29 protein-coding genes and 1 riboswitch are annotated in these 25,371 nt (G+C 72.2%); of the genes, 13 read left to right on the forward strand and 16 right to left on the reverse strand.

Annotation, left to right across the window (positions count from 1 at the left end):
* Positions 1 to 20 precede the first annotated feature (20 nt).
* The 3 genes from E2B92_RS09625 (at position 21) to E2B92_RS09635 (ending at position 2,836) form a co-directional block, all read left to right on the forward strand.
* Entirely contained in the window at positions 21 to 722 is a 702-nt protein-coding gene (locus E2B92_RS09625) for a copper homeostasis protein CutC (protein WP_126886720.1), read from the forward strand.
* A gap of 167 nt (positions 723 to 889) precedes the next feature.
* Positions 890 to 1,573, forward strand: a complete 684-nt coding sequence (locus E2B92_RS09630) for an HD domain-containing protein (RefSeq protein WP_133087465.1) — start codon at positions 890 to 892, stop codon at positions 1,571 to 1,573.
* A 60-nt stretch (positions 1,574 to 1,633) separates the two neighbouring features.
* Positions 1,634 to 2,836, forward strand: coding sequence for a Cmx/CmrA family chloramphenicol efflux MFS transporter (locus tag E2B92_RS09635; RefSeq protein WP_126889595.1), 1,203 nt, complete (start codon positions 1,634 to 1,636; stop codon positions 2,834 to 2,836).
* A gap of 1 nt (position 2,837) precedes the next feature.
* Here the strand turns inward: E2B92_RS09635 and E2B92_RS09640 are convergent, their stop codons facing one another.
* From E2B92_RS09640 to E2B92_RS09650, 3 genes are all read right to left on the reverse strand, one after another.
* Positions 2,838 to 3,983: an MFS transporter gene (locus tag E2B92_RS09640; RefSeq protein ID WP_133087466.1), complete on the reverse strand. Its 1,146-nt coding sequence runs from the start codon at positions 3,981 to 3,983 to the stop codon at positions 2,838 to 2,840.
* Positions 3,984 to 4,122: 139 nt separating this feature from the next.
* A complete protein-coding gene (locus E2B92_RS09645; protein WP_126889577.1) occupies positions 4,123 to 4,392 on the reverse strand; it encodes a DUF4031 domain-containing protein in 270 nt (89 codons plus the stop codon).
* A complete protein-coding gene (locus E2B92_RS09650) occupies positions 4,389 to 4,745 on the reverse strand; it encodes a hypothetical protein (RefSeq protein WP_126889578.1) in 357 nt (118 codons plus the stop codon). Before E2B92_RS09650 ends, E2B92_RS09645 begins: the two co-directional genes overlap by 4 nt.
* Positions 4,746 to 4,811: 66 nt before the next feature.
* Between E2B92_RS09650 and E2B92_RS09655 the strand changes: the two genes are divergently transcribed.
* The 3 genes from E2B92_RS09655 to E2B92_RS09665 all read left to right on the forward strand — a co-directional run bounded on the left by E2B92_RS09655 (position 4,812) and on the right by E2B92_RS09665 (position 8,255).
* Complete coding sequence (locus tag E2B92_RS09655) at positions 4,812 to 5,804, forward strand: MurR/RpiR family transcriptional regulator (RefSeq protein ID WP_133087467.1); 993 nt, start codon at positions 4,812 to 4,814, stop codon at positions 5,802 to 5,804.
* A gap of 22 nt (positions 5,805 to 5,826) precedes the next feature.
* On the forward strand, positions 5,827 to 6,729 hold the full coding sequence (gene murQ / locus E2B92_RS09660; protein WP_126887295.1) for an N-acetylmuramic acid 6-phosphate etherase: 903 nt from the start codon (positions 5,827 to 5,829) through the stop codon (positions 6,727 to 6,729).
* Between the two features lie 68 nt (positions 6,730 to 6,797).
* Complete coding sequence (locus E2B92_RS09665; RefSeq protein WP_126887296.1) at positions 6,798 to 8,255, forward strand: PTS transporter subunit EIIC; 1,458 nt, start codon at positions 6,798 to 6,800, stop codon at positions 8,253 to 8,255.
* On the opposite strand, the gene E2B92_RS09670 is transcribed toward E2B92_RS09665, so the two are convergent.
* The 5 genes from E2B92_RS09670 to E2B92_RS09690 all read right to left on the reverse strand — a co-directional run bounded on the left by E2B92_RS09670 (position 8,233) and on the right by E2B92_RS09690 (position 11,597).
* Entirely contained in the window at positions 8,233 to 8,916 is a 684-nt protein-coding gene (locus E2B92_RS09670) for an ABC transporter ATP-binding protein (protein ID WP_126887297.1), read from the reverse strand. The two genes, E2B92_RS09665 and E2B92_RS09670, sit on opposite strands and share 23 nt — an antisense overlap.
* Before the next feature lie 31 nt (positions 8,917 to 8,947).
* Complete coding sequence (locus tag E2B92_RS09675; protein WP_133087468.1) at positions 8,948 to 10,384, reverse strand: ABC transporter permease; 1,437 nt, start codon at positions 10,382 to 10,384, stop codon at positions 8,948 to 8,950.
* Positions 10,385 to 10,459: 75 nt separating this feature from the next.
* Entirely contained in the window at positions 10,460 to 11,083 is a 624-nt protein-coding gene (locus E2B92_RS09680; RefSeq protein ID WP_126887298.1) for a Uma2 family endonuclease, read from the reverse strand.
* 116 nt (positions 11,084 to 11,199) lie between these two features.
* Positions 11,200 to 11,403: a hypothetical protein gene (locus E2B92_RS09685; protein WP_126887299.1), complete on the reverse strand. Its 204-nt coding sequence runs from the start codon at positions 11,401 to 11,403 to the stop codon at positions 11,200 to 11,202.
* The gene (locus tag E2B92_RS09690) at positions 11,400 to 11,597 is read right to left on the reverse strand and encodes a hypothetical protein (protein WP_126887300.1); all 198 of its coding nucleotides are present in this window, start codon (positions 11,595 to 11,597) and stop codon (positions 11,400 to 11,402) included. Before E2B92_RS09690 ends, E2B92_RS09685 begins: the two co-directional genes overlap by 4 nt.
* 115 nt (positions 11,598 to 11,712) lie before the next feature.
* Here E2B92_RS09690 and E2B92_RS09695 point away from each other — a divergent pair, with 115 nt between their 5' ends.
* Together E2B92_RS09695 and E2B92_RS09700 are read left to right on the forward strand one after the other, a co-directional pair.
* Entirely contained in the window at positions 11,713 to 12,555 is an 843-nt protein-coding gene (locus E2B92_RS09695; RefSeq protein ID WP_126887301.1) for a helix-turn-helix domain-containing protein, read from the forward strand.
* On the forward strand, positions 12,536 to 12,778 hold the full coding sequence (locus tag E2B92_RS09700) for a DUF397 domain-containing protein (RefSeq protein WP_126887302.1): 243 nt from the start codon (positions 12,536 to 12,538) through the stop codon (positions 12,776 to 12,778). The genes E2B92_RS09695 and E2B92_RS09700 overlap by 20 nt, the downstream gene beginning before the upstream one ends.
* 32 nt (positions 12,779 to 12,810) lie before the next feature.
* Here E2B92_RS09700 and E2B92_RS09705 read toward each other — a convergent pair whose 3' ends face one another.
* Positions 12,811 to 13,254, reverse strand: coding sequence for an SRPBCC family protein (locus E2B92_RS09705; protein ID WP_126887303.1), 444 nt, complete (start codon positions 13,252 to 13,254; stop codon positions 12,811 to 12,813).
* Between the two features lie 241 nt (positions 13,255 to 13,495).
* On the opposite strand from E2B92_RS09705, the gene E2B92_RS09710 reads away from it, so the two are divergent.
* A complete protein-coding gene (locus E2B92_RS09710) occupies positions 13,496 to 14,347 on the forward strand; it encodes a hypothetical protein (RefSeq protein ID WP_133087469.1) in 852 nt (283 codons plus the stop codon).
* Between the two features lie 47 nt (positions 14,348 to 14,394).
* On the forward strand, positions 14,395 to 14,973 hold the full coding sequence (locus E2B92_RS09715) for a Uma2 family endonuclease (protein WP_126887304.1): 579 nt from the start codon (positions 14,395 to 14,397) through the stop codon (positions 14,971 to 14,973).
* An 8-nt stretch (positions 14,974 to 14,981) separates the two neighbouring features.
* Here the strand turns inward: E2B92_RS09715 and E2B92_RS09720 are convergent, their stop codons facing one another.
* Together E2B92_RS09720 and E2B92_RS09725 are read right to left on the reverse strand one after the other, a co-directional pair.
* Positions 14,982 to 16,103, reverse strand: a complete 1,122-nt coding sequence (locus tag E2B92_RS09720) for a glycosyltransferase family 2 protein (protein WP_126887305.1) — start codon at positions 16,101 to 16,103, stop codon at positions 14,982 to 14,984.
* Positions 16,103 to 16,210 carry an LPXTG cell wall anchor domain-containing protein gene (locus E2B92_RS09725; RefSeq protein WP_126887306.1) on the reverse strand — a complete coding sequence of 36 codons (108 nt, stop codon included), beginning with the start codon at positions 16,208 to 16,210 and terminating at the stop codon, positions 16,103 to 16,105. The genes E2B92_RS09720 and E2B92_RS09725 overlap by 1 nt, the downstream gene beginning before the upstream one ends.
* A gap of 289 nt (positions 16,211 to 16,499) precedes the next feature.
* On the opposite strand from E2B92_RS09725, the gene E2B92_RS09730 reads away from it, so the two are divergent.
* Positions 16,500 to 17,219: a TetR/AcrR family transcriptional regulator gene (locus E2B92_RS09730; protein WP_399432061.1), complete on the forward strand. Its 720-nt coding sequence runs from the start codon at positions 16,500 to 16,502 to the stop codon at positions 17,217 to 17,219.
* Positions 17,220 to 17,330: 111 nt separating this feature from the next.
* Here E2B92_RS09730 and groL read toward each other — a convergent pair whose 3' ends face one another.
* The 4 genes from groL to thrC all read right to left on the reverse strand — a co-directional run bounded on the left by groL (position 17,331) and on the right by thrC (position 21,490).
* Positions 17,331 to 18,953: a chaperonin GroEL gene (gene groL / locus E2B92_RS09735; RefSeq protein WP_126887308.1), complete on the reverse strand. Its 1,623-nt coding sequence runs from the start codon at positions 18,951 to 18,953 to the stop codon at positions 17,331 to 17,333.
* 309 nt (positions 18,954 to 19,262) lie between these two features.
* Positions 19,263 to 19,469: a cold-shock protein gene (locus E2B92_RS09740; RefSeq protein WP_008743607.1), complete on the reverse strand. Its 207-nt coding sequence runs from the start codon at positions 19,467 to 19,469 to the stop codon at positions 19,263 to 19,265.
* Between the two features lie 410 nt (positions 19,470 to 19,879).
* On the reverse strand, positions 19,880 to 20,158 hold the full coding sequence (locus E2B92_RS09745; protein ID WP_126887309.1) for a ubiquitin-like small modifier protein 1: 279 nt from the start codon (positions 20,156 to 20,158) through the stop codon (positions 19,880 to 19,882).
* A 24-nt stretch (positions 20,159 to 20,182) separates the two neighbouring features.
* Positions 20,183 to 21,490: a threonine synthase gene (gene thrC, locus E2B92_RS09750; RefSeq protein WP_126887310.1), complete on the reverse strand. Its 1,308-nt coding sequence runs from the start codon at positions 21,488 to 21,490 to the stop codon at positions 20,183 to 20,185.
* Positions 21,484 to 21,627, reverse strand: a riboswitch (SAM riboswitch). Its footprint overlaps the gene before it by 7 nt.
* Positions 21,628 to 21,743: 116 nt before the next feature.
* On the opposite strand from thrC, the gene E2B92_RS09755 reads away from it, so the two are divergent.
* Both E2B92_RS09755 and E2B92_RS09760 read left to right on the forward strand, forming a co-directional pair.
* Entirely contained in the window at positions 21,744 to 22,688 is a 945-nt protein-coding gene (locus tag E2B92_RS09755) for a glucosyl-3-phosphoglycerate synthase (protein WP_126887311.1), read from the forward strand.
* A 45-nt stretch (positions 22,689 to 22,733) separates the two neighbouring features.
* On the forward strand, positions 22,734 to 24,176 hold the full coding sequence (locus E2B92_RS09760) for an alpha,alpha-trehalose-phosphate synthase (UDP-forming) (RefSeq protein ID WP_126887312.1): 1,443 nt from the start codon (positions 22,734 to 22,736) through the stop codon (positions 24,174 to 24,176).
* A gap of 327 nt (positions 24,177 to 24,503) precedes the next feature.
* On the opposite strand, the gene otsB is transcribed toward E2B92_RS09760, so the two are convergent.
* A complete protein-coding gene (gene otsB, locus E2B92_RS09765) occupies positions 24,504 to 25,361 on the reverse strand; it encodes a trehalose-phosphatase (RefSeq protein WP_126887523.1) in 858 nt (285 codons plus the stop codon).
* Positions 25,362 to 25,371 lie beyond the last annotated feature (10 nt).

Consider the following 25,371-nt stretch of genomic DNA (forward strand, 5'->3'; position numbering starts at 1 on the left):
TGTAGCGAATGGAGCCGTCAGTGAGCAACCGTGCAGTGCTGGAGGTGATCGCCCTCGACGCGGAGGACGCGATCGCCGCGCAGGCCGGAGGAGCGGACCGCCTGGAACTGGTCACGGACATGGCCGCGGACGGGCTGACCCCGTCCCGCGAGACCTACGGCCGCGTCCGCGCCGCCGTGGACATCCCGCTGCGCGTGATGCTGCGCCTGGCGGACGGCTTCGCGGCGGGCGACGTCGACGCTCTGGTGCGGACGGCGCGGGAGCTGCGCGAGGAGGGCGCCGACGAGTTCGTCCTCGGCTTCCTCGACGCGGAGGGCCACGTGGACCTGGTGGCCGTCGAGCGGCTGGTCGCCGAGCTGGAGGGCTGCCGCTGGACGTTCCACCGGGCGCTCGACCGGGCGGCCGACCGCGACGCGGCACGCAAGCAGCTCGCCGACCTGCCCGGCCTGGACACCTACCTGACGGCCGGGTCGGCGGCCGGCGTGGACGAGGGCCTGCCCACCCTGCTGGACGAGGCCGCCGCCGCCCGGCGCGGCGAGCCGGGCTACGAACCGCGGCTCCTGGTCGGCGGCGGCCTGAGGCTGGACCACGTCCCCCGGCTCCTCGCGGGCGGCGTCACCGCCTTCCACATCGGAGGCGCAGCCCGCCCCGCCGGCTGGACCGCCCCGGTGTCCCCCACGGCGGTCCGCGCCTGGCGCACGGCGATCGACGCCCCCGCGTAACCGACGGCGAGGGGCGCCCCCACCACCGGCCCGGCGGCAGCGCGGCGACCGCGAGGGCGCCCGCCGCCGACCGAGCATGGCGACCCGCGAGGGGCGCCCGCGCCCGCCCGCCGACGGGGTGGCGACGGGGTGGCGACGGTGAGAGACGCGCCCGGCACAATGACTCCATGGCGCCCCTCCCGTCCCACCCCGCGCACGCCGACCTCCGCCGCCGCTGGGCGACGACCGTGATCCAGGCCCTCGACACGGACGACTGCGTGATCGCGCCCGACCGGTACGCCCACGAGCTCCTCGCCCGCTGGGCCGAACCGCAGCGCCGCTACCACACCACCGACCACCTCGTCGCCGTCCTGGACCGCGTCGACGAGCTCGCCGGCCACGCCGACGACCCCGCCGCCGTACGCCTCGCCGCCTGGTTCCACGACGCCGTCTACCTCCCCGAGCGCTCCACCAACGAGGAGCGCAGCGCCCGGCTCGCCGAGCGCGCCCTGCCGGAGCTGGGCATCGACGGGGCCCGTACCGCGGAGGTCGCCCGCCTGGTCCGCCTCACCGTCACCCACGACCCGGCCGACGGCGACCGCAACGGCGAGGTGCTGTGCGACGCGGACCTGGCGATCCTGGCCGCCGCGCCCGACGCGTACGCCGCCTACGCGGCAGCCGTACGGGAGGAGTACGGGTTCGTCCCGGACGACGCGTTCCGGGAGGGCCGCGCGGCGGTGCTGCGGCAGCTCCTGGGCCTGCCGTGCCTGTTCCGCACCCCGCACGGCGCCCGCGCGTGGGAGGAGCGGGCCCGCCAGAACCTGACCGTGGAACTGAAGCTGCTCACCACAGGCGGCGGCCCGGGAATGTAAGCGATCAACCCGGCGTTGACCCCTGGCATGCCCCGAACCGCCGAACGTGATCGCACCCGCATGCCCCTGGCCGTCTACATCCTCGGCCTGTCCGTCTTCGCGCTCGGTACGAGCGAATTCATGCTGTCCGGTCTGCTCCCGCCGATCGCCGACGACATGAACGTCTCCATCCCGCGGGCCGGACTGCTGATATCCGCCTTCGCGGTCGGCATGGTCATCGGCGCCCCGCTCCTCGCGGTCGCCACCCTGCGGCTGCCGCGCAAGACGACACTCACCGTGCTGATCAGCACGTTCGGCCTCGGCCAGCTCGCGGGCGCGCTGGCACCGTCGTACGGAATCCTCTTCGCCTCCCGTGTGGTCAGCGCCCTCGCGTGCGCCGGGTTCTGGGCGGTCGGGGCGGCCGTCGCCATCGCCATGGTGCCGGTCGGCGCCCGGGCCCGGGCGATGGCCGTCATGATCGGCGGGCTGTCGATCGCGAACGTCCTCGGCGTCCCGGCCGGCGCGTTCCTCGGCGAGCACCTGGGCTGGCGCTCCGCCTTCTGGGCGGTCGGCGCCGCGTCGGCGATCGCCCTGGTGGGCGTGGTGACCCTGATACCCCGCATTCCGCTGCCGGACGAGAAGCCCCGGCTGCGGCGGGAGCTGACGATCTACCGCGACCGGCAGGTCTGGCTCGCCGTCGCGGTCACCGCGCTCGCGGCGGGCGGCGTCTTCTGTGCCTTCTCGTACCTGGCGCCGCTGCTCACCGACGTCTCGGGCCTCGACGCCAACTGGGTGCCGACCGTGCTGGCCCTCTTCGGCATCGGCGCGCTGATCGGGACCACGATCGGCGGCCGGGTCGCGGACGCGCACCTGTTCGGGGTGCTGCTGAGCGGCATCACGGCGTCGACGGTGTTCCTGGTGGCCCTCGCGCTCCTGGCCCACAGCCCGGTCGCCACGGTGATCCTCTCCTTCCTGCTCGGCGTCTCCGCCTTCTACACCGCCCCGGCCCTGAACGCCCGCATGTTCAACGTCGCCGGTGCGGCCCCCACCCTGGCGGGCGCCACGACGACGGCCGCGTTCAACCTGGGCAACACCGGCGGGCCGTGGCTCGGTGGCACGGTCATCGACGCGGGCCTCGGCTTCCCCTCCACGGCCTGGGCCGGCGCGGCCATGACGGTGCTCGGCCTGGTGGCCGCCGCCGTGGCCCTGCGTCTGCACCGCTCGCCGTCCCGGGTGGTGAGCCGGTCCGCCGCCCCTGCGGACCACGAGCCCTCCCACGTCTGACTCACCCCCGCCCCCGCAGCCCGGCCACCACGGCCACCGCCGCGAGCCCGCCGCCCAGCCACAGCGCGCCCCGCACCCCCCAGTTGTCCGCCGCGCGCCCGCCCAGCAGGGCGCCCAGCGCGATGGCCCCGTTGAAGACGCCCGCGTAGAGCGAGGAGCCCGCCTCCCGCTCCCCGGGCGCGGCGGCCATCACCCACGACTGGGCGGTGACGGACACGCCCCCGTACGCCAGCCCCCACACCACCAGCAGCGCGGCGCCCAGCGACGGCAGCAGCAGCACCGCCGCCGCCAGCACCGCGCTCAGTACCAGCAGGGTGGCGCGGGCCGACCGCCCCGCCGCCCGGCCCGCCACGAAGTTCCCGGCCACCCCGGCCACGCCGTACGCCAGCAGCAGCGCGCCGACCGGCCCCGGGCCGGCGCCCGGCACCTGCTCCAGCACGGGCCGGACGTAGGTGTACGCGGCGAAGTGCCCGGTCACCAGGAAGGCCACGACGAGCAGCGCGGAGCGCAGCGCGGGGTTGCCCCACAGCCGCAGCACCCCGCCCGGGCGCACCGCCCGCTCGGCCGGCAGCGGCGGCAGCAGCGCGCCGAGCACCACCGCCACCAGCGCGGCCAGCACCGCCCCGGCGGCGAACGCGGCCCGCCAGCCCGCCAGTTCGCCCAGCCACGCCCCGGCCGGGACCCCGAGCAGCGACGCCACCGCGATGCCGCTGAAGATCGTCGCCGTCGCACCGGGCACCGCGACGGGCGCCACGAACCGCACGGCCAGTCCGGCCGCCACGGTCCACACCCCGCCCATGCCGATCCCGACCAGCACCCGTCCGGCGGCCATCACCGCGAAGCCGGCCGCCCCCGCGCACAGCAGGTTCCCCACCGCGAGGACGCCCATCAGGCCGACCAGCGCCCGCCGCCTGTCCAGCCCCCGCAGGCCCGGCGCGACCAGCGGCGCCGCCAGGGCGGCCACCAGCCCGGTGACGGCCAGCGTCAGCCCGGCGGTGCCCTCGGTGACGGCGAGCGTGCCGCCGATGGGCGTGAGCAGACCGACGGGCAGCATCTCGGAGGTGACGACGGTGAAGGTGGCGAGCGCGACGGCGAGGACGGCAGCGCGCCCCCCGCGTGCGGGAGTGGCATCGAGCGGTCCGGTCATGCCCTCCAGGCAACTCCCGCCCGGAGCCGCGAACAACGGCCGTTACCCCCGCTTCGGGCCGTCCCCCGCTTCGGGCCGTCACGTGCTTCCGGCCGTCCCGTGCTTCCGGCCGCCCCCCGCCTCCGGCCGGGAACCCGCCTCAGCCGGCCGGGCGCCGCTTCGGGCGCCGGAGGCCCGCCTCGGTGAGCCGGCGGACCAGTTCCTTGGAGCCGACCTCCACCGCACCGGCCGCCACCGCGTCCGCGTACCGCTCGGAGGGAACGTCGTAGTGGTCGCCGTCGAAGGCGCGGGGCGGGGCACCGATCAGGGCGGCGAAGGCGTGGAGCTCGTCGTAGGACGTGTCGCTCACCATGTGGGACCACATGCGGCCGTGGCCCGGCCAGTTGGGCGGGTCGATGTAGACCGTCACGTAAGGCCGCCGACCCGCGCCACGACCACGCCCGCCTTGCCGCACACCCAGTGCGGGTCGGGGCCGAGCTCCGGCTCCACGTCCAGCGCGTGCGGGTCGCCGGAGGGGCACACCGGGCACAGCGGCCAGCGGCCGTACCGCTCCAGCAGCGCGTCCTGGACGTCCTGCGCGACGAGCCCGGCGACGTACTCGATGCCTTCCGGCCACTGCTCGACCCACCAGCGGCGGTGCGTCACCGCGTCCTCCACGAGCGAGACCACCTCGGCCTCCGCGACGTTCCGCGCCATGAGGTCGGCGAGAACCAGGGCACGGGCGGCGTGCAGGGCCTGCTCGAGGGGGTCGACGGAGTCCATGGAGCCATTGTCGCCCCAGGTCCGGGAGGGGTTGACGACCCCTGGGGCTGAAAATACCTTTCAGGTGTGACCAATGACGTGAAGGAAATTTTCAGCACCGGCGGCGGCAACAGCACCGGCAGACCCGGCGGGGAAGCCGCCCCCGCCAACCCCGCCAACTCTCCCGCACCCGCCACGGCCGCCCCCGCGCCCGCCGCCCTCGCCGCCAAGGTGCGCACCCTCGCCCCCTCCATGACCCGCTCCATGCAGCGCGTCGCGGAAGCCGTCGCCGCCGACCCCGCCGGCTGCGCCGCCCTCACGGTCACCGGTCTCGCCGAACTGACCGGCACCAGCGAGGCGACCGTCGTCCGCACCGCCCGCCTGCTCGGCTACCCCGGCTATCGCGACCTGCGGCTCGCCCTCGCCGGGCTCGCCGCCCAGCAGCAGTCCGGCCGGGCGCCCTCCGTCACCGCCGACATCGCGGTCGACGACCCGCTCGCGGACGTCGTCGCCAAGCTCGCCCACGACGAGCAGCAGACCCTCGCCGACACCGCCGCCGGACTCGACACCGTCCAGCTCGGCGCCGCCGTCACCGCGCTGGCCACCGCCCGCCGCACCGACATCTACGGCGTCGGCGCCTCCGGACTCGTCGCCCAGGACCTCGCCCAGAAGCTGCTGCGCATCGGGCTGATCGCCCACGCCCACAGCGACCCGCACCTCGCCGTCACCAACGCCGTGCAGCTCCGCTCCGGCGACGTCGCCATCGCCATCACCCACTCGGGCTCCACCGGCGACGTCATAGAACCCCTCCGCGTGGCCTTCGACCACGGTGCGACCACCGTCGCCATCACCGGCCGCCCCGACGGCCCCGTCTCGCAGTACGCCGACCACATACTGACCACCTCCACGGCCCGCGAGAGCGACCTGCGGCCCGCCGCCATGTCCTCCCGCACCAGCCAACTCCTCGTCGTCGACTGCCTGTTCACCGGTGTCACCCAGCGCACGTACGAGACGGCCGCCCCCGCGCTCTCCGCGTCGTACGAGGCCCTCGCGCACCGACACTCACCCCGCACCCGCTGACCGGCCGAAAGAGCACGCCCGCATGAACCCCTCCGAACTGTCCGCCCTGACCACGGAAGCGTTCCGCCCCGAGCTCGCGGACATCGACCGCCTCCCCACCGCCGAGATCGCCCGCCTCATGAACGCCGAGGACCAGTCCGTCCCCGTCGCCGTGGCCGGCCAGCTTCCCCGGATCGCCGCCGCGATCGACGCCACCGCCGACCGGATGGCACGCGGCGGGCGCCTCGTCTACGCGGGCGCGGGCACGGCCGGGCGGCTCGGCGTCCTGGACGCCAGCGAGTGCCCGCCCACCTTCAACACCACCCCCGGCCAGGTCGTCGGCCTCATCGCGGGCGGCCCCACGGCGCTGCTGGAGGCGGTCGAGGGCGCCGAGGACTCCCGGGACATGGCGGCCGCCGACCTGGACGCCCTGTCCCTCACGCCCGACGACACCGTCGTCGGCGTCTCCGCCTCCGGCCGTACCCCCTACGCCCTCGGCGCGGTCGAACACGCCCGCGCGCGGGGCGCCCTGACGATCGGCCTGGCCTGCAACGCGGGCAGCGCCCTCGCGGCCGCCGCCGAGCACGGCATCGAGGTCGTCGTCGGCCCCGAGCTGATCACCGGCTCCACCCGGCTCAAGGCCGGCACCGCCCAGAAGCTGGTCCTCAACATGATCTCGACGATCACCATGATCCGGCTGGGCAAGACGTACGGGAACCTCATGGTCGACGTCCGCGCCTCCAACGACAAGCTCCGCGCCCGCTCCCACCGGATCGTCGCCCTCGCCACGGGCGCCTCCGACGCCGCCGTCGGGGCCGCCCTCACCGCCACGGACGGCGAGGTGAAGCCGGCGATCCTCACCCTGCTGGCGGACGTGGACCCCGACACGGCCACGGCTCTCCTGGCGAAGACGAACGGCCATCTGCGGGCGGCACTGGACCAATAGACGGGGCACGGCCCGCCCACCGGCGCGCGGCCCCCGCACGGCGCCCGCCCCCTGGCACCATCCGCGCCATGACCGCACCCGCACCCGACGCGCACCACGAGACCGCCACCGCCCTCCTCCCCCTGGTCGGCGGCGCGGCGAACGTCACCTCCGTCGCCCACTGCATGACCCGCCTCCGCCTCGGCCTGCGCGACCGCGCCCTCGTCCAGGACGAGGCGCTGCGGGCGCACCCCGCCGTCCTCGGGGTCGTCGAGGACGACACGACGTACCAGATCGTCCTCGGCCCCGGCACCGTCGCCCGCGTCACGCCCGCGTTCGAGGCCCTCCTGACGAGCGCCGGAGAGCCGGGTACCGGAGACCCGAGCGACCTGAGCCCGGGGGACCTGAGCCCGCACGACCTCAGCGCGCGGGGCGAAGCCATCAAGGCGGCCCGCAAGGAGCGGAACGCCACCCCCGGCAAGCTGCTCCTGCGCCGCCTCGCGAACATCTTCGTCCCCCTCATCCCCGCCCTCATCGGCTGCGGCGTCATCGCGGGACTCAACGGACTGCTGGTCAACCTCCACTGGCTCCCCGCCCTCACCCCCGCCCTCACCGCCATCGCGTCCGGCTTCATGGCGCTGATCGCCGTGTTCGTCGGCCTCAACACGGCCAAGGAGTTCGGCGGTACGCCGATCCTCGGCGGCGCGGTCGCCGCGATCGTCGTGTACGCGGGCGTCGCCAAGGTCGAGGCGTTCGGCCAGCAGCTCTCCCCCGGCCAGGGCGGCGTCCTCGGCGCCCTGGCCGCCGCCGTGCTCGCCGTCCACGTGGAGAAGTGGTGCCGCCGCCACGTCCCCGAGGCCCTCGACGTCCTGCTCACGCCCACCGTGACCGTGCTCGTCGCCGGCCTGGTCACCGTCTACGGCCTGATGTACGCCGCCGGCGAGGTGTCCGGCGCCATCGGCACGGCCGCCGACTGGCTCCTCGTACACGCCGGAGCCGTCGCCGGGTTCGTCCTGGGCGGGCTCTTCCTGCCGCTCGTCATGCTGGGCCTGCACCAGGCCCTGATCCCGATCCACACCACCCTGATCGAGCAGCAGGGCCACACCGTCCTGCTGCCCATCCTCGCCATGGCCGGAGCGGGCCAGGTCGGCGCGGCCGCCGCCGTGTACGTACGCCTCCGCCACCACACCGGCCTCCGGCGCACCATCAAGTCCGCGCTGCCCGCCGGGCTGCTCGGCGTGGGCGAGCCGCTGATCTACGGCGTGTCGCTGCCGCTCGGCCGGCCGTTCGTCACCGCGTGCGTGGGCGGGGCGTTCGGCGGCGGGTTCGTCGGGCTGTTCCACATGCTCGGCGTCACGGTCGGCTCGACGGCGATCGGCCCCTCCGGCTGGGCCCTGTTCCCGCTGCTCGACGGGGAGCAGGGCCTCGCCGTCACCACCGTCGCCGTCTACGCGGGCGGGCTGCTGACCGGGTACGCGGCCGGTTTCGCCGCCACGTACCTGTTCGGTCTCGACGAGGCCACCCTCACCGCGGCGCCTGCTCCTTGATCGTCACCCGGCCCTTGCGTATCACCGCGAGCCGGGGAGCCCGCCGGGCCAGGGAGGTGTCGTGGGTGACCATGACGAACGTCAGCCCGTTCTCCTCCCACAGCCCTTCCAGCAGGTCCATGATCTCGTCGCGCGTGGACTCGTCCAGGTTGCCCGTCGGCTCGTCGGCGAGCAGCACCGCCGGCCGCTTCACCAGCGCCCGCGCGATCGCCACCCGCTGCTGCTGCCCGCCCGACAACTCGCCGGGCAGATGGCCCCGCCGCTCCCCCAGGCCCACCGACACCAGCGCCTCACCCGCCCGCTCGCGCCGCTCCGCCGCCCGCAGCCCCAGCGGTACGAGGGCGGTCTCGACGTTCTCCTGGGCGGTGAGCGTCGGCACCAGGTTGAACCCCTGGAACACGAACCCGATCTTCTCCGCCCGTACGCGCGTGAGCCGCGCCTCCGGCAGCGTGGCCAGGTTGGTGCCGTCCAGGAGCACGCTCCCCTCCGACGGCCGGTCCAGGCCGCCGAGCATCTGGAGGAGCGTCGACTTGCCGCCACCGGTCGGGCCCTGGATGACCAGCCGCCCGCCGTCCTCGATGATCAGGTCCACACCGTCCAGGGCCCGCACGGTGTCCTTGCCGCGCCGGTAGCGCTTGGTCACGCCACTGAGCTGGTACATCTGCTGTCAACTCCAGTCGTACGAAGAAGGATTACGCGACGCGGCGCAGTGCGTCCGCCGGGCGCAGCCGCGCCGCGCGCCAGCCGCCGAACCCGCCGGCGACCAGGCCGCCCGCGACGGCGAGGCCCACGGCGAGCGCGATGGTGGTGAGCGAGACGGGCGCGGTGAGCGAGACGTCCAGCGCGCGGCCCGCCGCCTCCCGCACCGGCCCGCCGCCACCGCCCGGACCGGCGACCCGCCCGCCCCCGCCGCCCAGTTCGGCGGTGAGCGTCGGGCCGAACGCCGTCACGGCCCACGCCCCGGCCAGGCCCACGCCGATCCCCAGCGCCCCGCCGATCAGCCCGTGCACCAGCGCCTCACCGGCCACCTGCCGGGTGACGCGCCCGCTCTTCCACCCCAGCGCCTTGAGCGTGCCGAACTCCCGCACCCGCCGGCTCACCGCGGACGACGTCAGCAGCCCCGCCACCAGGAACGCCGCGCCCAGCACGACGACCGACAGCCACTTCCCGACGCCCGACGCCAGGCCGGAGGCGGTCGACAGGGAGCCGGAGACGGTCTTAGCGAGGTCGGCGGAGGTGGTGACGTTCGTCCCCGGCACGTTCTTCTGGACGGCGCCCTTGACCTCGTCGATCCGCTGCGAGTCGGTAGCCCGCACATAGACCGTGGTCACCTTGCCCTTGGCGTCGGCGAGGGTCTGCGCCTCGGCGAGCGGCAGGTAGACGTCGGCGGCGGCGTCGCCGCTGTCGGCGGTCGCGATGCCGATGACGCGGTACGCCGTGCCGGAGACGGTGAGCTTCTCGCCGACCGTCAGGCCCTGTTCCTTGGCGTGGGCACTGTCGACGACGGCCACCTTGGCGGTGGTCTCCCGGGCCGTGAACGTACGCCCGGCGGTGATCTTCGAGGAGGTCAGCGGCCCCAGCCCCTGATGGGCGACGTCGGTCCCGTACACGGTGTACGAGTCGACGCCGAAGTCCGCGCCGCCGCCGCGCACCGTCCCGCCGCCCCCGCCCTGGCCGCCCTCGCCGGGCCGCGCGGGCTCCGCGGGCTGCACCTGGCCGCGCTCGAACGTCCCGTCGACCTTCATCACCCGGGCGTTCAGCCCGCCGACGGCCTCGGCGACACCGTCCTGCGCGGCGACCTTGCCGACGGTCGACGCGGCGAGCGTCTCGAACCCCTGGACCATCACGATGTCCTGGCTCTGCTCGCCGCCGCCCTCCCGGGCGTCGAACTGGAACCTCGGCCGCCGCACGGTGGTCCCCTCCCCGGGCGGCGAGGCGGCCTTGGTGACCGTCATGTCGGTCCCCAGCCCGTACAGCGACTCCAGGACCTTGCTCTGCGCGTCTTTCATCCCGGCCGTGACCGAGGTGACGACGATGACCAGCGCGATTCCGAGGGCAAGCCCCGAGGCGACGACGAACGCCGCCTTCCGCCGTCGGCGCAACTCGCGCCGGAGATAGGTGAAGAACATGCCGCGAAAGCTATGGACGCGGCGTGATGGGGGGTTAAGGCGCCGGTGAGAGTCGCATGAGAAGCGACCCGGACGTCACGTCCCGGCCGCCTCGCCCCCCGGGAACGCCGCCGTGTCCAGCGCGACCCCGAACGGCTCGGGCAGGGTCAGCACCTTCCCGAACGGCACATGTTCGGAGTGCTTGTAGGTGCCGTCCTGCGGCTCCGTGAACAGGGTGACCATCGCGCCACGGGTGTCGTACCGGTCGATGAGCAGGTACATCGGGACCAGGGCACGCGCGTAGGCGTGGTACTTCCTGGTCCGGTCGTCGGTGGCGTTGTTCTTGGAGGTGATCTCCACGATCAGCAGGGCCTCGGACGCGTCGACGGGGTCGTAGGTGTCCGGGTCGGCGGCGACGATCCACTCGGTCGGCATCACGACCAAGTCGGGAACGTACAGTTTGTCGAGCGGCGCGATGTGCACCCCGAGAGTCTGGTAGATGCCCAGTTCGTCGGGCAGCCCCCTGTAAAGGCGGCGCTGCACGACCTCGGCGATGCCGTTGTGGTGCGCGTGCGGCGGCGGGACCAAGAAAATCTTCCCCTTGTCGATCTCGGCGCGCCAGCCCTCGGGCACATCCAGCTCGCGCCATGCGTCCAGCATGAATTCCCACGTCGGGGGGGTCTCGGGGGCCGGGTCGTTCTCGACCGTCGCGGCTGTCATCGCGGGTCCCTTCTCCCGTGGCCTGAGGAACGCGAATGTAGATCGACGGGGCGCTGGGGAAGCGTCCCTTTCCTCAGCGTCCCACGATCGTGTGAGCGGTGCACGGACCAGGCAGGTCAAGGCAGGCGAGCTTGTCTGTTCAACTCTCGAACACGCGCTCGCAGCACCTCACCGGGCGGTGCCGGGGTCAGCGCCTCGGGCGGGCAGTCCCACTCCCGCCCGCCGCCCAGCGGACGCAGTTGCACGTAGCCGCCGACCTGACCCATGACCTCACCGATCCGCCCGTCCCGGGCGTCGATCATGTACTGGGGCGCGCTCATCGGCCGGCCCCGCGCAGCACGGCGACCAGCCGCATGGCCGTGTCCAGGTTGCACCGGCCGAGCTCCACCAGCGAGTACGGCACGTCGTTCGCGGCCGACACCGGGTCGACCCGCAGGGACGGCAGGACCACACCCACCCTCCGGAGCTCGTCCCGCAGTTGCGCCACCACTTGCTCGGCCGACAGCATCCCCATGACCAGGCACCTCCACGCTGAGTGTTCGGGTTCTGTACACAGCGTGGTCGATTGGCGGCTAGTCTGAACACAAAGGCGGCCCAACAACCCCATCTGTGCTAACGGGAGTTGACACATGCCCGGTCCAAAGGATCTCGACCCGTCTTCCTCACCCAGGGCACTTCTTGGCGCCGAACTGCGCCATGCCCGCGAAAACGCCCGTCTCAGCCAGGACGCGCTGGGTGAGAGGCTCTTCGTGAGCGGCTCGTTCATCGGCCAATTGGAGTCGGGAACACGACGGATGCAGCCCGAGATCGCGGCCAAGATCGACGACATACTGGGCACGAACGGCTTCTTCCAGCGCAATTGCACGGCCGCCAACAAGTCGAGGTACCCGGATCACTTCGCCGAGGCGGCGGAGGCGGAAGCGGTCGCCACGGCGATCAAGGAGTACGCGCCCCTGCTGATCCCGGGCGTGCTGCAGACGGAGCGGTATGCGCGGGAGGTGTTCCGCGCGTACCAGCCCACGGCGACGGAGGACGTCATCGACGGGCTGGTCGAGGCGAGGCTGGCCCGCGCCCAGATCCTCGCTGATCCAACGAAGCCGCTGTTGTGGGCAGTCCTGGACGAAGCCGTACTACGACGCAAGGTCGGCGGACCGGCGGTGATGGCGGAGGCGTTGCGGCACATCGCGGGATTGGGCCGACGCCACCGGCTGATCGTGCAGGTGCTGCCGTTCTCGGTGGGGGCGCACACATCCATGGGTGGCGCGCTCAAGCTCATGGCCTTCGACGACGCACCGACACTGGCCTACTTCGAGGGCCCAGGTACAGGGCAGTTGGAGGACGACCCCGCCACCGTCAAACACTACGACTTGTCCTACGATCTGCTCGGGGCCAGCGCACTGTCACCCCAAGAATCCCTGGCCCTGATCGAATCAGTGGCGGAGGATTACGCCCATGAAGATCGAGATCATTGAGTGGCGCAAGTCGAGTTATAGCGGCGGCGACGGCGGCAACTGCCTCGAAGTGGCCACGTGGCGCAAGTCCAGCTACAGCGACGGCAGTGGCGGCAACTGCCTCGAAGTGGCCGACGGCCACGCCGACCTCGTCCCCGTCCGTGACTCCAAGAACCCCACCGGCCCGAAGCTCGTGTTCCGGGCCGCCGCCTGGTCCGCGTTCGTGGCGGACCTGAAGCGATAGGCGCAGCCGCGTACGGCCCCGGAGCTCGAGCCTCACGCCCCGGGGCCGTACCGCGTCTCCAGCAGGTGCCGCAGCATGGCGAGGTCCTTGCGGTTGGCGCGGCGCATGGCGGCGGCCAGGACGCGGCCGCCCCCACCGCCCCGGTTCCGCAGCGTCATGCGTGTGTGGTCGCCCTCGGGGCCGTAGGGCTCCCAGGTGTAGGTGGTCTCCATGGGGAAGGGCCCCTGGTCGGCCCGCATGACCAGGCGGCGCCCCGGCTCGTACGCGACGATCTCGTACGTGTAGACGAGCCGCCGGCCCAGGAAGCGGGCGACGAAGGCGGCCCGGGCGCCGACCCGGACCTCCGACTCGGTCTCCCACTCCACCGAGACGATGTTGACGTACCACTCGGGCGCGTTCGACGGATCGGCGACGTACGCGGCGACGATGTCGCACGGGGCGCCGATCACCGTCTCTGTCAGGACGTCGACGGCCATATCCCCAGCGTAGGCCCGAAACTCAAGTGCCGATCGCCGAGCCTTCTTAACAGTGATGGGCACTTCTGGGTCAGGTATCAACCCGCCCGCCCACCCGGCGAGTTGTCGCCGGTATGACTATGCGCAGTGAATTTGCCACGTACGGTGATGAGGCTCTAGCGTCCCGATAAACGAAACGGCCCCCGCCGGTGCGGGAACACCTGCGGGGGCCTCACCAACCAGATCGAAACGGACTCGATCCATGGCTGACGAACAGCTTAGTCCCGCTCCGCACCCCCTCGCCAAGCCCGGCTACGGCAAGCGCTCCGCTCCCGGCCAGCGGCCGCCCTCCGCCAGTGACTTCGTCCAACTGCCGCCCCGCGAGCGGAGTATCGCGGGCTACATCGACAGGTTGACGGACGGCTCGGACATCTCCTACAAGACGCTGGCCGAGGTCCTCCCGCTGTACGGCCAGCGCGCGGTCAGCACGGCGCTGAACAACCTCGTGCGGGCCGGCCACTTGCGGCGGGGGCGGGAGCAGTTGGTCTCGGCGTCCGGCACCGAGCACTGGGTGACCCGCACCTGGTGGTCGCGGACCGCGCGGGACGACGACTGGTGGGCCGCCTTCCAGCGGGGCGACGTGCCCGAGGACACGCCCCCGCGCCGCCAAACCCGCTCGCGGGCGTTCATCCTGCTGGCCGCCCTCGGGCGCGAGGCGCCCATGATGGCGCTGTCCGACGCCGAGTGCGCCGCGCTCGCCCCGCTGGTCACCGAGTGGTTCGACCGGGGCGCCGACGAGCGGCATCTGATGCACGCGCTGACGGCGGGCCTCCCGTCCAGGGTCCACCGCCCGTTCGCGCTGGCCCGGACCCGCCTGACCGGCAAGATCCCGCCCGTACCGATCAGGACGGACCCCCCGCCCCGGCGCGTCCTGGAGTGTGCCAGGTGCGGCGGCCCGGCCCGTCCGGAAACCCTCGTGGCGGGCGAGTGCGCCGCCTGCCGGGGCCAGGCACCCCCGCCGCCCCGCACGGCCCTCCCGCCCGCCCAGGTCCATGCTCGCGCCGCCCAGGCCAGGGCGGCGGCGACCCGAGGACTCGAAGGGAGTCACGTATGACCACGCACGCCCGGAGCAGGGCACGATGTCGGGGAGGAGGCACTCACATGACCCCTGGCAGCGAAGGGCCCGCGCAGATGCCCGTCGAGGACTTCGAGGAGCTCGCCCGCACCGCCCCGGAAACCGTCACGCTCGAATTCATCAACGGAAAGCTGAAGGTCAAGCCCGTGCCCGACGGCGACCACGGAGAGATCGTCATGTGGCTGCTCCGGCACTGCATGCAGCAGCGTCCGGAGCTGAACCTCTATCCCGAGCAGGGCCTGCTGGTCGAGGGCTACCGCAAGGGGCGGGCCAAGCCGGACGGCGCGCTCGCGCCCGTGGGATATTTCGCGGGCCACGGCGACTGGGCGGACCCGGCGGGCGTCCTCATGACCGTGGAGGTCACGTCCTTCGACTCCGACACCGACAGCCGGGACCGCAAGGAGAAGGGCACCGGTTACGCCCAGGCGGGCATCCCGGTCTTCCTGCTCATCGACCGCGGCTCCGACACCGTCACCGTCCACAGCGAACCGTCACACGGGACGTACCAGAAGAACGTCTCGTACAACTACGGCGACACCGTCACGCTCCCCGACCCCGTTGGCATCACCCTCGACACCGAGAAGCTCAAGGACTTCGCCCACTGAAGTGCCGCTCAGGCGCGCCCCTTCTCGTAGGTGACCAGGCCCCGCGTGAGCCCCAGCGGGACGCCGATCAGCTCCACCAGCAGGGCCTTCCAGGCGTAGAAGACGTTCACCATCTTGTTCATGTACACGAACGGGAAGTTGCACAGGATGCGCAGCCAGGACAGGTGGCGCCGTCTTATCGCGTAGATCAGCGGCAGCCACATCAGCACCATCTCGAAGCCCAGCCACCACATGAGCGTCGTTCCGACGTCCTGGTGGAGGACGAAGATCAGGAAGAAGGGCATCACGTACCAGAGCGGTGCGGTGACGATGTCCCAGCAGGCGACGAGCACCCACAGCATCAGCAGCGGCTTGTGGAGGGCCATCTCCTTGCTGTGGAGGCGCACGTTCTGGAAGAAGCCGGCCATCCAGCGCCACACCTGCTTGCGCAGGTAGGTGATGTCGGAGGGGTCGGCGGCCCAGGCGACGGCGTCACCGACGTAGACCGCGCGGCGCCCCTCGACCTGCTTGCTCCAGGTGTAGTCCATGTCCTCGACGATGGTGCGCTCGGGGAAGCCCCCGAAGCGGCGGAGCTCGTCGGTGCGGAAGGCGGAGCAGCAGCCGGAGCAGACGACCGGGCTGTTGGCGGCGTTCTGGATCGGGCGCTGGAAGTGGAAGCCGAAGAGGTACTCGATGCAGCGGCCCCGCTCGGTCGCGGTCTGGTCGAACCGGGTCTGGACGCAGCCGGCGGCGACCGCCACGTCCTCGTTGTGGAAGGGCTCCTTGACCAGCTCGACGTAGTCGGGGGCGAGGAGGGTGTCGGCGTCCACGGGCAGGACGAGGTCGGTGCGCACGTGCGGAAGCCCGTAGTTCTGGGCCTTCGCCTTGCTGCCCCGGTTGCGCTCGGGCCTGACGACGGTGACCCCGTAGGAGCGGGCGACGTCACCGGTGCGGTCGGTGGAGCAGTCGTCGACGACGATGATCTCGTCGAACGGGTCGGTCTGCCGGAGGAGGGACTCCAGCGTGTCGCCGAGTCCCTCCTCCTCGTTGTGCGCCGGGACCAGGGCGGTGACGGACAGGCGGTCCGCCGGGGGCCGGTGTTCGGGGGCCGCCGTGAGGTCCTTGGGCGTGACGGTGGCCGTGGGGCCCATCACTTGCCCCTGAACCAGTACAGCAGCTTGCCGGTGACGGCGGCGATGATGCCGACGATGGCGTAGAGGGGCCAGGAGATGCCGGTGTGCGCGAGTGAGCCATACATGACGGTGCCGGGTTTCCGTGAAGGCGGTGCAGAGAGAGGGGGCGCGCTCTGAGGGCGCCCGCGGGGCCGTCCGCTCACCGAAGGTGCCAGATGCGGACTGACCCACCGATGTATGTTTACGCCGTATGCGTATAGTGTCCGACTTGTCCTGTCGTCTCGTCAAGCCCTACTCGCGCGTACGCGTACAGGGAACGGATACGCGGGTCATTTACGGCGTACACGTGCGGCGTACAGACCTCCCCGGCGTACCGGGCATACCTGTCCGGGGGCCGACCACGGAACGGAAGCGGTGAGCACGGTGCCTGCTGGGGACGCGACGGGGCGACGCGCGAGCGACAAGGGCCGTTACGGGAGGCTGACGCGGGAGCGCGTCCTGACCGTCGCCCTCGGCGTGGTCGACGCCGAGGGGCTGTCCGCCCTGAGCATGCGGCGCCTCGGCTCCGAACTGGGCGTGGAGGCGATGTCGCTGTACCGGTACCTGCCGGGCAAGGGCGCCCTGCTCGACGGCCTGGTGGAGGCCCTGCACCAGGAGGTGGAGGAGCGCCTGCTCCCCGTGGCGGAGACCCTGCCGTACCCGGGCCCGGCCTGGCGTGCCGGCCTCCAGCGGCTCGCCCACGCCACCTACGCCGTCGGACTGCGCCATCCCGAGGTGGTGCCGCTGCTCGCGACCCGGATGCTGAGCGTGCCCCTGGCCCGCCGGCCCGCCGCGGTGCTGCGCGTGGACGAGCGGATTCTGCGGCTGCTGCACGAGGGGGGCCTCGACGGGCCGGCCGCGGCGGCCGCGCACCGCGCCGTCACGGCCTGGCTGCTCGGGTACCTGCTGGTGGACCTGCGGGCCATGGTCGACGCGCCCGAGGAGCCCGATCCGGCGTTCCGCCTGGGCCTGCACCGCCTGCCCGCCCAGGACTTCCCCCGGCTGCGGGCGGGTGCCGTGTCCCTCGCCGGACAGGGCGGCCTCGCCGAGCTGTCCGCCGGACTCGACGCACTGCTGGACCGCGTGACCGCGTGACCGCGTAGGCACGGATCGGGTCGACGGGGTCCGGGAACGCCCGAGGGCGGCACCCCCCTGGGAGAAGGGGTACCGCCCTCGGAACGGAAGGACGTGTCCGATCCGCGAGGATCAGAAGTCCATGTCACCGCCCGGCATGCCGCCCGGAGCACCGGCCGCGGCCTTCTCCGGCTTGTCGGCGATGACGGCCTCGGTGGTGAGGAACAGCGCCGCGATGGAGGACGCGTTCTGCAGCGCGGAGCGCGTCACCTTGGCGGGGTCGATGATGCCCTCGGCGATCATGTCGACGTACTCACCGGTCGCGGCGTTCAGGCCGTGGCCGACGGGCAGGTTGCGCACCTTCTCGACGATGACGCCGCCCTCGAGACCACCGTTGACGGCGATCTGCTTCAGCGGGGCCTCGAGCGCCAGCTTGACGATGTTGGCGCCGGTCGCCTCGTCACCGTCCAGCTCGAGCTTCTCGAAGACCGAGGAGGCCTGGAGCAGGGCCACGCCACCACCGGCGACGATGCCCTCCTCGACGGCGGCCTTGGCGTTGCGCACCGCGTCCTCGATGCGGTGCTTGCGCTCCTTGAGCTCGACCTCGGTGGCGGCACCGGCCTTGATGACGGCCACGCCGCCGGCCAGCTTCGCCAGACGCTCCTGGAGCTTCTCGCGGTCGTAGTCCGAGTCGGAGTTCTCGATCTCGGCACGGATCTGGTTGACGCGGCCCGCGACCTGGTCGCTGTCACCGGCACCGTCGACGATCGTGGTCTCGTCCTTGGTGATGACGACCTTGCGGGCGCGGCCCAGCAGGTCCAGGCCGGCGTTCTCGAGCTTGAGGCCGACCTCCTCGGAGATGACCTGGCCACCGGTGAGGATGGCGATGTCGTTCAGCATGGCCTTGCGGCGGTCGCCGAAGCCCGGGGCCTTGACGGCGACGGACTTGAAGGTGCCGCGGATCTTGTTGACGACCAGGGTCGACAGGGCCTCGCCCTCGACGTCCTCGGCGATGATCAGCAGCGGCTTGCCGGACTGCATGACCTTCTCCAGCAGCGGGAGCAGGTCCTTCACCGCGGAGATCTTCGAGTTGACGATCAGGATGTACGGGTCGTCGAGCGACGCCTCCATACGCTCCATGTCGGTGGCGAAGTACGCCGAGATGTAGCCCTTGTCGAAGCGCATACCCTCGGTGAGCTCCAGCTCCAGACCGAAGGTCTGGGACTCCTCGACGGTGATGACGCCTTCCTTGCCGACCTTGTCCATGGCCTCGGCGATGAGCTCACCGATCTGGGTGTCGGCGGCGGAGATGGAGGCCGTGGAAGCGATCTGCTCCTTGGTCTCGACATCCTTCGCCTGCTCGAGCAGCGCGCCGGAGACGGCCTCGACGGCGGTCTCGATGCCGCGCTTCAGCGCCATCGGGTTGGCACCCGCGGCGACGTTGCGCAGACCCTCGCGGACGAGCGCCTGGGCGAGGACGGTCGCGGTGGTCGTACCGTCACCGGCGACGTCGTCCGTCTTCTTGGCGACCTCCTTGACCAGCTCGGCGCCGATCTTCTCGTACGGGTCCTCGAGCTCGATCTCCTTGGCGATGGAGACACCATCGTTGGTGATCGTGGGGGCGCCCCACTTCTTCTCGAGGACGACGTTGCGACCCTTGGGGCCCAGGGTCACCTTGACGGCGTCGGCGAGCTGGTTCATGCCGCGCTCGAGGCCGCGCCGTGCCTCCTCGTCGAACGCGATGATCTTGGCCATGTGAAGTGGTCCTCCCGGACTGGGGTGGATGCTCCGGACCGCGCTGGCGCCCGCGACGGACGGCCTGCATGCCCCTGTGGTTCCTTGCCCCACCGGCCTGCGGACCTCACCGACCCGGTCCTTCGTTGTCACTCTCACCTTCAGAGTGCTAACGCCAATGATTAGCACTCGACCCCTGCGAGTGCAAGCGCCTCTCGCATACAGGGCACGGGTCCGGACATGCGGGAGGGGCCCGCATCCCCCTGGGACGCGGACCCCTCGGCGCTCGTGATGTCGACAGTCGATGGTCGGTCGATCGCGACGCGGCTCTCAGCCGGCGGCGAGCTTGACCATGTCCGCCTGCGGACCCTTCTGGCCCTGCGAGATCTCGAACTCGACTCGCTGACCTTCTTCAAGGGTGCGGTACCCGTCCATCTGGATCGCGCTGTAGTGGACGAAAACATCCGCACCACCGTCGACCGCGATGAAGCCGTACCCCTTCTCCGCGTTGAACCACTTGACGGTGCCCTGAGCCATGCCTAACTCCCCTATTACTGGCCCTTGCACAGGACCGCACTTCGCGGACCCGGGTCAGACCTCACCCGCTGACAGGTGCGGGCGTGCGCCGGAACGCGTCGACCGCCGCTGAATGTATCTGCCCAACTGCCGTCTGCAACAGGTCAATCGGACGAGAATTCCGAGCACGCGTGAACGGAAAATATGGCTGAATTGGCCAGAATCCCGGGCAAGTCGGGCCCGGCAAAGTGCGCAAATGGCGCAACTCTCGAGCTCACATTGACTGCATCTTGTCGCCGCCTCGCCCCATTCTCATATGCGGGCGGCACAGGCAGCGGCGGGGACTTCCCCAACTCTACCGCGCTCAACCATGCAGAATTGCCCCCTCCGCTTCTCTCGCGGAGGGGGCAATGGCGGTGACGCTGCGTACGTCAACAGCCGCCCGCGACGGCCGGGATGATGGACACGCCGGCGCCGTTCGGGGTGGCGGTCTCCAGGCCCTGCTCGAAGCGGACGTCGTCGTCGTTGACGTACACGTTCACGAAGCGGCGGAGCTTGCCCTGGTCGTCCAGGACGCGGGCGGCGATCCCCGGGTGGTTCTTCTCCAGCGACGCGATGACCTCGGAGAGGGTCGCGCCCTCCGCCGAGACCTCGGCCTGACCGCCCGTGTAGGTGCGGAGGATGGTGGGGATGCGGACGTTGACGCTCATGTCGTGGTGCCTTTCGGGGTCGGGTCAGGCCAGGCCGGCGTCGCGGAACGCGTCCAGGCTCGGGCGGATCGTCGCGGTCGGGCCCGTCGTCGGGGCCACCGCGTCGAGGGTCTTCAGGCCGTCACCCGTGTTGAGCACGACCGTGGTCAGCGAGGGGTCCAGGACACCCGCCTCGATCAGCTTCTTCGTCACGCCCACGGTCACCCCGCCCGCCGTCTCGGCGAAGATGCCCTCCGTCCGGGCCAGCAGCTTGATCGCCTCGACGACCTGCTCGTCGTCGACGTCCTCCACCGCGCCGCCCGTCCGGCGCGCGATGTCCAGGACGTAGGGGCCGTCGGCCGGGTTGCCGATCGCCAGCGACTTGGCGATGGTGTTCGGCTTCTGCGGCCGTACGACGTCGTGACCGGCCTTGAAGGCCGCCGACACCGGCGAGCAGCCCTCCGCCTGGGCGCCGAAGATCTTGTACGGCTTGTCCTCGACCAGGCCCAGCTTGATCAGCTCCTGAAGCCCCTTGTCGATCTTCGTGAGCTGCGAGCCGGACGCGATCGGGATGACGAGCTGATCGGGCAGCTTCCAGCCGAGCTGCTCGCAGATCTCGTACGCCAGCGTCTTGGAGCCCTCGGCGTAGTACGGCCGCAGGTTGACGTTGACGAAGCCCCAGCCCTCGCCCAGCGGGTCGCCGATCAGCTCCGAGCAGAAACGGTTCACGTCGTCGTAGGTGCCCTCGATGCCGACGAGGTCACCGCCGTAGACCGCGGCCATGACGACCTTGCCCTGCTCCAGGTCGTGCGGGATGAACACGCACGAGCGGAAACCGGCCCGCGCCGCCGCGGCGCCCACCGCACCCGCCAGGTTGCCCGTCGAGGAGCAGGACAGGGTGGTGAAGCCGAAGGCGCGGGCGGCCTCCAGGGCCTGGGCGACGACCCGGTCCTTGAACGAGTGCGTCGGGTTGCCGGAGTCGTCCTTGACGAACAGCTTGCCCGGCTCGACGCCCAGCTCACGGCCCAGGTTGTCGGCCTGGACGAGCTTGGTCCAGCCCGGGTTCAGGTTCGGCTTCTCCGTCACGTCCGCCGGGACGGGGAGCAGCGGCGCGTACCGCCAGATGTTCGCGGGACCGGCCTCGATCCGCTTGCGCAGCCCCTCGGGATCGCCCGTCGGCAGGTCGTACGCGATCTCCAGGGGCCCGAAACACAGCTCACAGGCGAAAATGGGACCGAGGTCGAAGCGCTCGCCGCATTCGCGGCAGGAGAGGGCGGCAGCAGGCCCGAGATCGACGTTCTTGGCGGTGGCGACAGTCTGTACAGCCATGGAGGCGAGGCCCTTTCTCCTCATCTTCCTCATGGCGCACTTCGCCATGAGACGGATTTGGCACCTTCCCTAGCCGGGGCCTCGCGCGAGATCTGCGAGTGCCGGCTGGAGGGTTGCCGGGGCTTCAACGGGCCGTGTCCCTCTGCCCCTCTGGATGAGCGGTATGTGATTGTCCGCGCGGGGGACCCGACATGCGATGGTCATCCGCGTTGTTCAAGACTGTAACCGAACCCCCGGACGCTTGAGATGGTCGTCCGAAACGCGAGATGGAGATCACGTGCTGGAAGAGGTGGAGCGCTGGCTCGAACGGCGGTCCTGGTCCGTGGCCGACCGCCCGCTCGACCGGCTGCTCGCGGCCAAGCACGGTACGACCGTCAGTGTCGTCCTGCCCGCGCTGAACGAGGAGGCGACGGTCGGCGACATCGTCACCACCATCCGCCGCGACCTCATGTCACCCGCCGCCCCGCTCGTCGACGAACTCGTGGTGATCGACTCGGGCTCAACGGACCGCACCTCCGAGGTGGCCGCCGCGGCCGGTGCGCGCGTGGTGCACCGGGACGCCGTACTCCCCCGGATACCCGCCCTGCCCGGCAAGGGCGAGGTGCTGTGGCGCTCCCTCCTCGCCACCAGCGGCGACATCGTCTGCTTCGTCGACGCCGACCTGCGCGACTTCTCGGCCGACTTCGTCACCGGCATCGTCGGCCCGCTCCTGACCGACCCGTCCGTCCACTTCGTCAAGGCCATGTACGACCGGCCCCTCGCGGGCGTCGCCGGCCACGGCGGGCGGGTGACCGAGCTGGTGGCACGGCCGCTGCTGAACCTGCACTGGCCGCAGCTCGCCGGGTTCGTCCAGCCGCTGGGCGGCGAGTACGCGGCCCGCCGCTCGCTCCTGGAACGGCTGCCCTTCCCCGTCGGGTACGGGGTGGAGCTGGGCCTCCTCGTGGACGCCCTGCACACCGTGGGCCTCGACGCCCTCGCCCAGGTGGACGTGGGCGTGCGCAAGCACCGGCACCAGGACGAGCGGGCACTGGGCCGGATGGCGGCGGCGATCTACCGGACGGCCCAGCTCCGGCTGTCGCGCGGGCACCTGGTGCGGCCCCGGCTGACCCAGTTCGACCGGGGCGACGACGGCTTCGTGCCGCGCACGCACGAGGTCGACACCGAGGAGCGGCCGCCGATGATCGAGGTGGCCGAGTACGCACGGCGCCGCCGGGTGGCCTGACGGCCGCACGTTTGAGCGTTTCCGCTACGGGCTAGGTTCGTCTCCATGGCAGCCCAGATTCTCGTCGCCTCCAACCGCGGTCCGGTCAGCTACGTCCCCCGCGAGGACGGCACGTTCGACACCCGGCGCGGCGGGGGCGGCCTGGTCTCGGGGCTCTCCGCGATCGGGCCGGACGCGGGCGCGCTGTGGGTGTGCGCCGCCCTGAGCGACGGCGACCGGCAGGCGGTGCGGCAGGGGGCCGTGGCCGAGCCGGGCGTGAAGATGCTGGACATCGACGCACGCGTGCACGCGGACGCGTACAACGGCATCGCGAACTCGGTGCTGTGGTTCGTGAACCACATGCTGTACCAGACCCCGCTGGAGCCGGTCTTCGACGCCGAGTTCCGCCGCCAGTGGGTCGCCTACCGCCTCTACAACAAGGCGTTCGCCCAGGCCCTCGCCGAGGAGGCCGCCGACGGCGCGGCCGTCCTGGTGCAGGACTACCACCTGGCCCTCGTCCCCGGCATGCTCCGCGAGCTGCGCCCGGACCTGCGGATCGGGCACTTCTCGCACACCCCGTGGGCGCCGCCGGAGTACTTCTCGATGCTCCCCGGCGACATCGCCGAGGAGCTCCTCCTCGGCATGCTCGGCGCGGACCGGCTCGGCTTCCTGACCTGGCGCTGGCTGAAGGCGTTCCAGTCCTGCTGCGCGACCTCGCTGCGGGACATGGACGTCCGCACCACCTGGGCCAAGGACCTCCCGCCGACCGTCGAGGTCTCCACGCACGGCCGCCCCCGCCACACCGAGCTGGGCGTGCACGGCCTCGGCGCCGACGCCGACTTCCTGCGCGAGCGCTCCCGGCGCCCGGACGTGGACGACCGGATGGCGATGCTCCGCGACCAGATCGGCCCCGACCGCCGCACGATCGTGCGGGTCGACCGCACGGAGCTGTCCAAGAACATCGTGCGCGGCCTGCTCGCCTACCGGCATCTGCTCGCCGAGCGCCCGGAGTGGCGCGAACGGGTGGTGCACCTCGCCTTCGCGTACCCCTCCCGCCAGGACCTGGCGGTCTACCGCGAGTACACGGCGCGGGTCTCCGAGCTCGCGGACGAGATCAACGCGGAGTACGGCGCCGACGGCTGGACGCCCGTCATCCTCCACGTCGAGGACGACTTCGCCCGCTCCCTGGCCGCGTACCGCCTGGCGGACGTCGCCCTGGTCAACCCCATCCGCGACGGCATGAACCTCGTCGCCAAGGAGGTCCCGGTGGTCTCCGACGCGGGCTGCGCCCTCGTGCTGTCCCGGGAGGCCGGCGCGCACGAGGAGCTGCGCGAGGACGCGATCACGGTGAACCCGTACGACGTGGTCGGCACGGCGGACGCGCTGCACGAGGCGCTGTCCATGCCCGCCGCCGAGCGCGCCGAACGCACCAAGCGCCTCGCGGCGGCGGCGACGTCGCTGCCGCCCACGCGCTGGTTCCTGGACCAACTGAACGCCCTGCGTCCCTGACGGCCGGCCGGGGCCGTGCGCACCACCCGCCACCCGCAGACGGCCCCCGGCCCGGGCGGGGCCGTGCAGGGTCGCCCCCGCAGAGGCCCAGGCCCGTGACCCGAGGCCGCCGGCCTCGAGGAGGCGAGCCCGGAGGGGCCACGCCCCCACCCACCGGACAGGCACCGCCCCCGGACGCGACCAGCAATGAGCACCGCCCCAGCCCGTTGTGCCCACCCGTCCCCCCCCTAGGACTTTGTCCTGGGGGGGACCCCCAGCGGGACGACTGCCCACAACGGGGACGGGACGTCTGCCCACAACGGGTGGGCGACCCGCGGACGGGGCGCGTCAGGTGGTCGCGGCCGCCAGGGCGGAGAGCAGGGTGACCACGCCGTGGGGGCCCGGGACCTGGAGGTCGGCGCGCTGGGCGACCTCCGCGACCTCGTCGCTGCCGCTGCACACCAGCAGCCCCGGCACCCCGTCCGACCGGAGCTTCTCCACCGCCGCGAACGCCGGCAGGTCGCCCAGGTCGTCGCCCGCGTACACGACCACCTCCGCGCCGGTCTCCCGGACGTAGTCCATGAGCGCCACGCCCTTGTCGACGCCCGGGGGCCGCAGCTCCAGGACCATGCGGCCGGGTTCCAGGACGAGCCCGTGCCGGGTGGCGAGGTCGGCGAGCGGGGCCCGCAGGGCGTCGAAGGCACCCTGCGGGTCCTCGGCGCGCCGGGTGTGGACGGCCACCGCGCGGCCCTTCTCCTCGATCCAGGTGCCGGGCCACGCCCCGGCCCGGTCCAGGAACCCGGGCAGTTCGGCGCGGACCGACGCGACGCCCGGGTGCTCGGGCGCGGCCCGGACCGTGCCGGTGACGGCGTCCCACCGTTCGGCACCGTAGTGGCCGAGGACCACCAGGTGTTCGAGGCCGGGGACGCCGGCGAAGCCGCCGTACCGTACGGCCACGCCGGCCGGGCGGCCGGTGATGACCGCGACGGACGCGACGCGCGGGGCGAGCGCGGCGATGGCGGGGACGGCGCCGGGGTGGGCCCGGGCCTGCTCGGGGTCGTCGACGATGTCGGCGAGGGTGCCGTCGAAGTCGAGGGCGACGACCGCCCGCGCGGGGCGGTCCAGGAAGGCTGCGAGGCCCTCGCGGCCGGCGGCCGTGGCCGGGCGCGGCAAGGAGTGCGGCATGGAATCCGGTGGGGTGCCCATGCAACGGAAC

The sequence above is a fragment of the Streptomyces sp. WAC05374 genome (assembly GCF_004353505.1).
Lineage (GTDB): Bacteria > Actinomycetota > Actinomycetes > Streptomycetales > Streptomycetaceae > Streptomyces.

Excerpts from the sequence above, each read along its gene's own strand:
- E2B92_RS09630 (WP_133087465.1), top strand. The coding sequence starts at position 890 with ATGGCGCCCCTCCCGTCCCACCCCGCGCACGCCGACCTCCGCCGCCGC.
- E2B92_RS09635 (WP_126889595.1), top strand. The coding sequence starts at position 1,634 with ATGCCCCTGGCCGTCTACATCCTCGGCCTGTCCGTCTTCGCGCTCGGT.
- E2B92_RS09640 (WP_133087466.1), bottom strand. The coding sequence starts at position 3,983 with ATGACCGGACCGCTCGATGCCACTCCCGCACGCGGGGGGCGCGCTGCC.
- E2B92_RS09650 (WP_126889578.1), bottom strand. The coding sequence starts at position 4,745 with ATGGACTCCGTCGACCCCCTCGAGCAGGCCCTGCACGCCGCCCGTGCC.
- murQ (WP_126887295.1), top strand. The coding sequence starts at position 5,827 with ATGAACCCCTCCGAACTGTCCGCCCTGACCACGGAAGCGTTCCGCCCC.
- E2B92_RS09665 (WP_126887296.1), top strand. The coding sequence starts at position 6,798 with ATGACCGCACCCGCACCCGACGCGCACCACGAGACCGCCACCGCCCTC.
- E2B92_RS09670 (WP_126887297.1), bottom strand. The coding sequence starts at position 8,916 with ATGTACCAGCTCAGTGGCGTGACCAAGCGCTACCGGCGCGGCAAGGAC.
- E2B92_RS09675 (WP_133087468.1), bottom strand. The coding sequence starts at position 10,384 with ATGTTCTTCACCTATCTCCGGCGCGAGTTGCGCCGACGGCGGAAGGCG.
- E2B92_RS09680 (WP_126887298.1), bottom strand. The coding sequence starts at position 11,083 with ATGACAGCCGCGACGGTCGAGAACGACCCGGCCCCCGAGACCCCCCCG.
- E2B92_RS09685 (WP_126887299.1), bottom strand. The coding sequence starts at position 11,403 with ATGAGCGCGCCCCAGTACATGATCGACGCCCGGGACGGGCGGATCGGT.
- E2B92_RS09690 (WP_126887300.1), bottom strand. The coding sequence starts at position 11,597 with ATGGGGATGCTGTCGGCCGAGCAAGTGGTGGCGCAACTGCGGGACGAG.
- E2B92_RS09695 (WP_126887301.1), top strand. The coding sequence starts at position 11,713 with ATGCCCGGTCCAAAGGATCTCGACCCGTCTTCCTCACCCAGGGCACTT.
- E2B92_RS09700 (WP_126887302.1), top strand. The coding sequence starts at position 12,536 with ATGAAGATCGAGATCATTGAGTGGCGCAAGTCGAGTTATAGCGGCGGC.
- E2B92_RS09705 (WP_126887303.1), bottom strand. The coding sequence starts at position 13,254 with ATGGCCGTCGACGTCCTGACAGAGACGGTGATCGGCGCCCCGTGCGAC.
- E2B92_RS09710 (WP_133087469.1), top strand. The coding sequence starts at position 13,496 with ATGGCTGACGAACAGCTTAGTCCCGCTCCGCACCCCCTCGCCAAGCCC.
- E2B92_RS09715 (WP_126887304.1), top strand. The coding sequence starts at position 14,395 with ATGACCCCTGGCAGCGAAGGGCCCGCGCAGATGCCCGTCGAGGACTTC.
- E2B92_RS09720 (WP_126887305.1), bottom strand. The coding sequence starts at position 16,103 with ATGGGCCCCACGGCCACCGTCACGCCCAAGGACCTCACGGCGGCCCCC.
- E2B92_RS09725 (WP_126887306.1), bottom strand. The coding sequence starts at position 16,210 with ATGTATGGCTCACTCGCGCACACCGGCATCTCCTGGCCCCTCTACGCC.
- groL (WP_126887308.1), bottom strand. The coding sequence starts at position 18,953 with ATGGCCAAGATCATCGCGTTCGACGAGGAGGCACGGCGCGGCCTCGAG.
- E2B92_RS09740 (WP_008743607.1), bottom strand. The coding sequence starts at position 19,469 with ATGGCTCAGGGCACCGTCAAGTGGTTCAACGCGGAGAAGGGGTACGGC.
- E2B92_RS09745 (WP_126887309.1), bottom strand. The coding sequence starts at position 20,158 with ATGAGCGTCAACGTCCGCATCCCCACCATCCTCCGCACCTACACGGGC.
- thrC (WP_126887310.1), bottom strand. The coding sequence starts at position 21,490 with ATGAGGAGAAAGGGCCTCGCCTCCATGGCTGTACAGACTGTCGCCACC.
- E2B92_RS09760 (WP_126887312.1), top strand. The coding sequence starts at position 22,734 with ATGGCAGCCCAGATTCTCGTCGCCTCCAACCGCGGTCCGGTCAGCTAC.
- otsB (WP_126887523.1), bottom strand. The coding sequence starts at position 25,361 with ATGGGCACCCCACCGGATTCCATGCCGCACTCCTTGCCGCGCCCGGCC.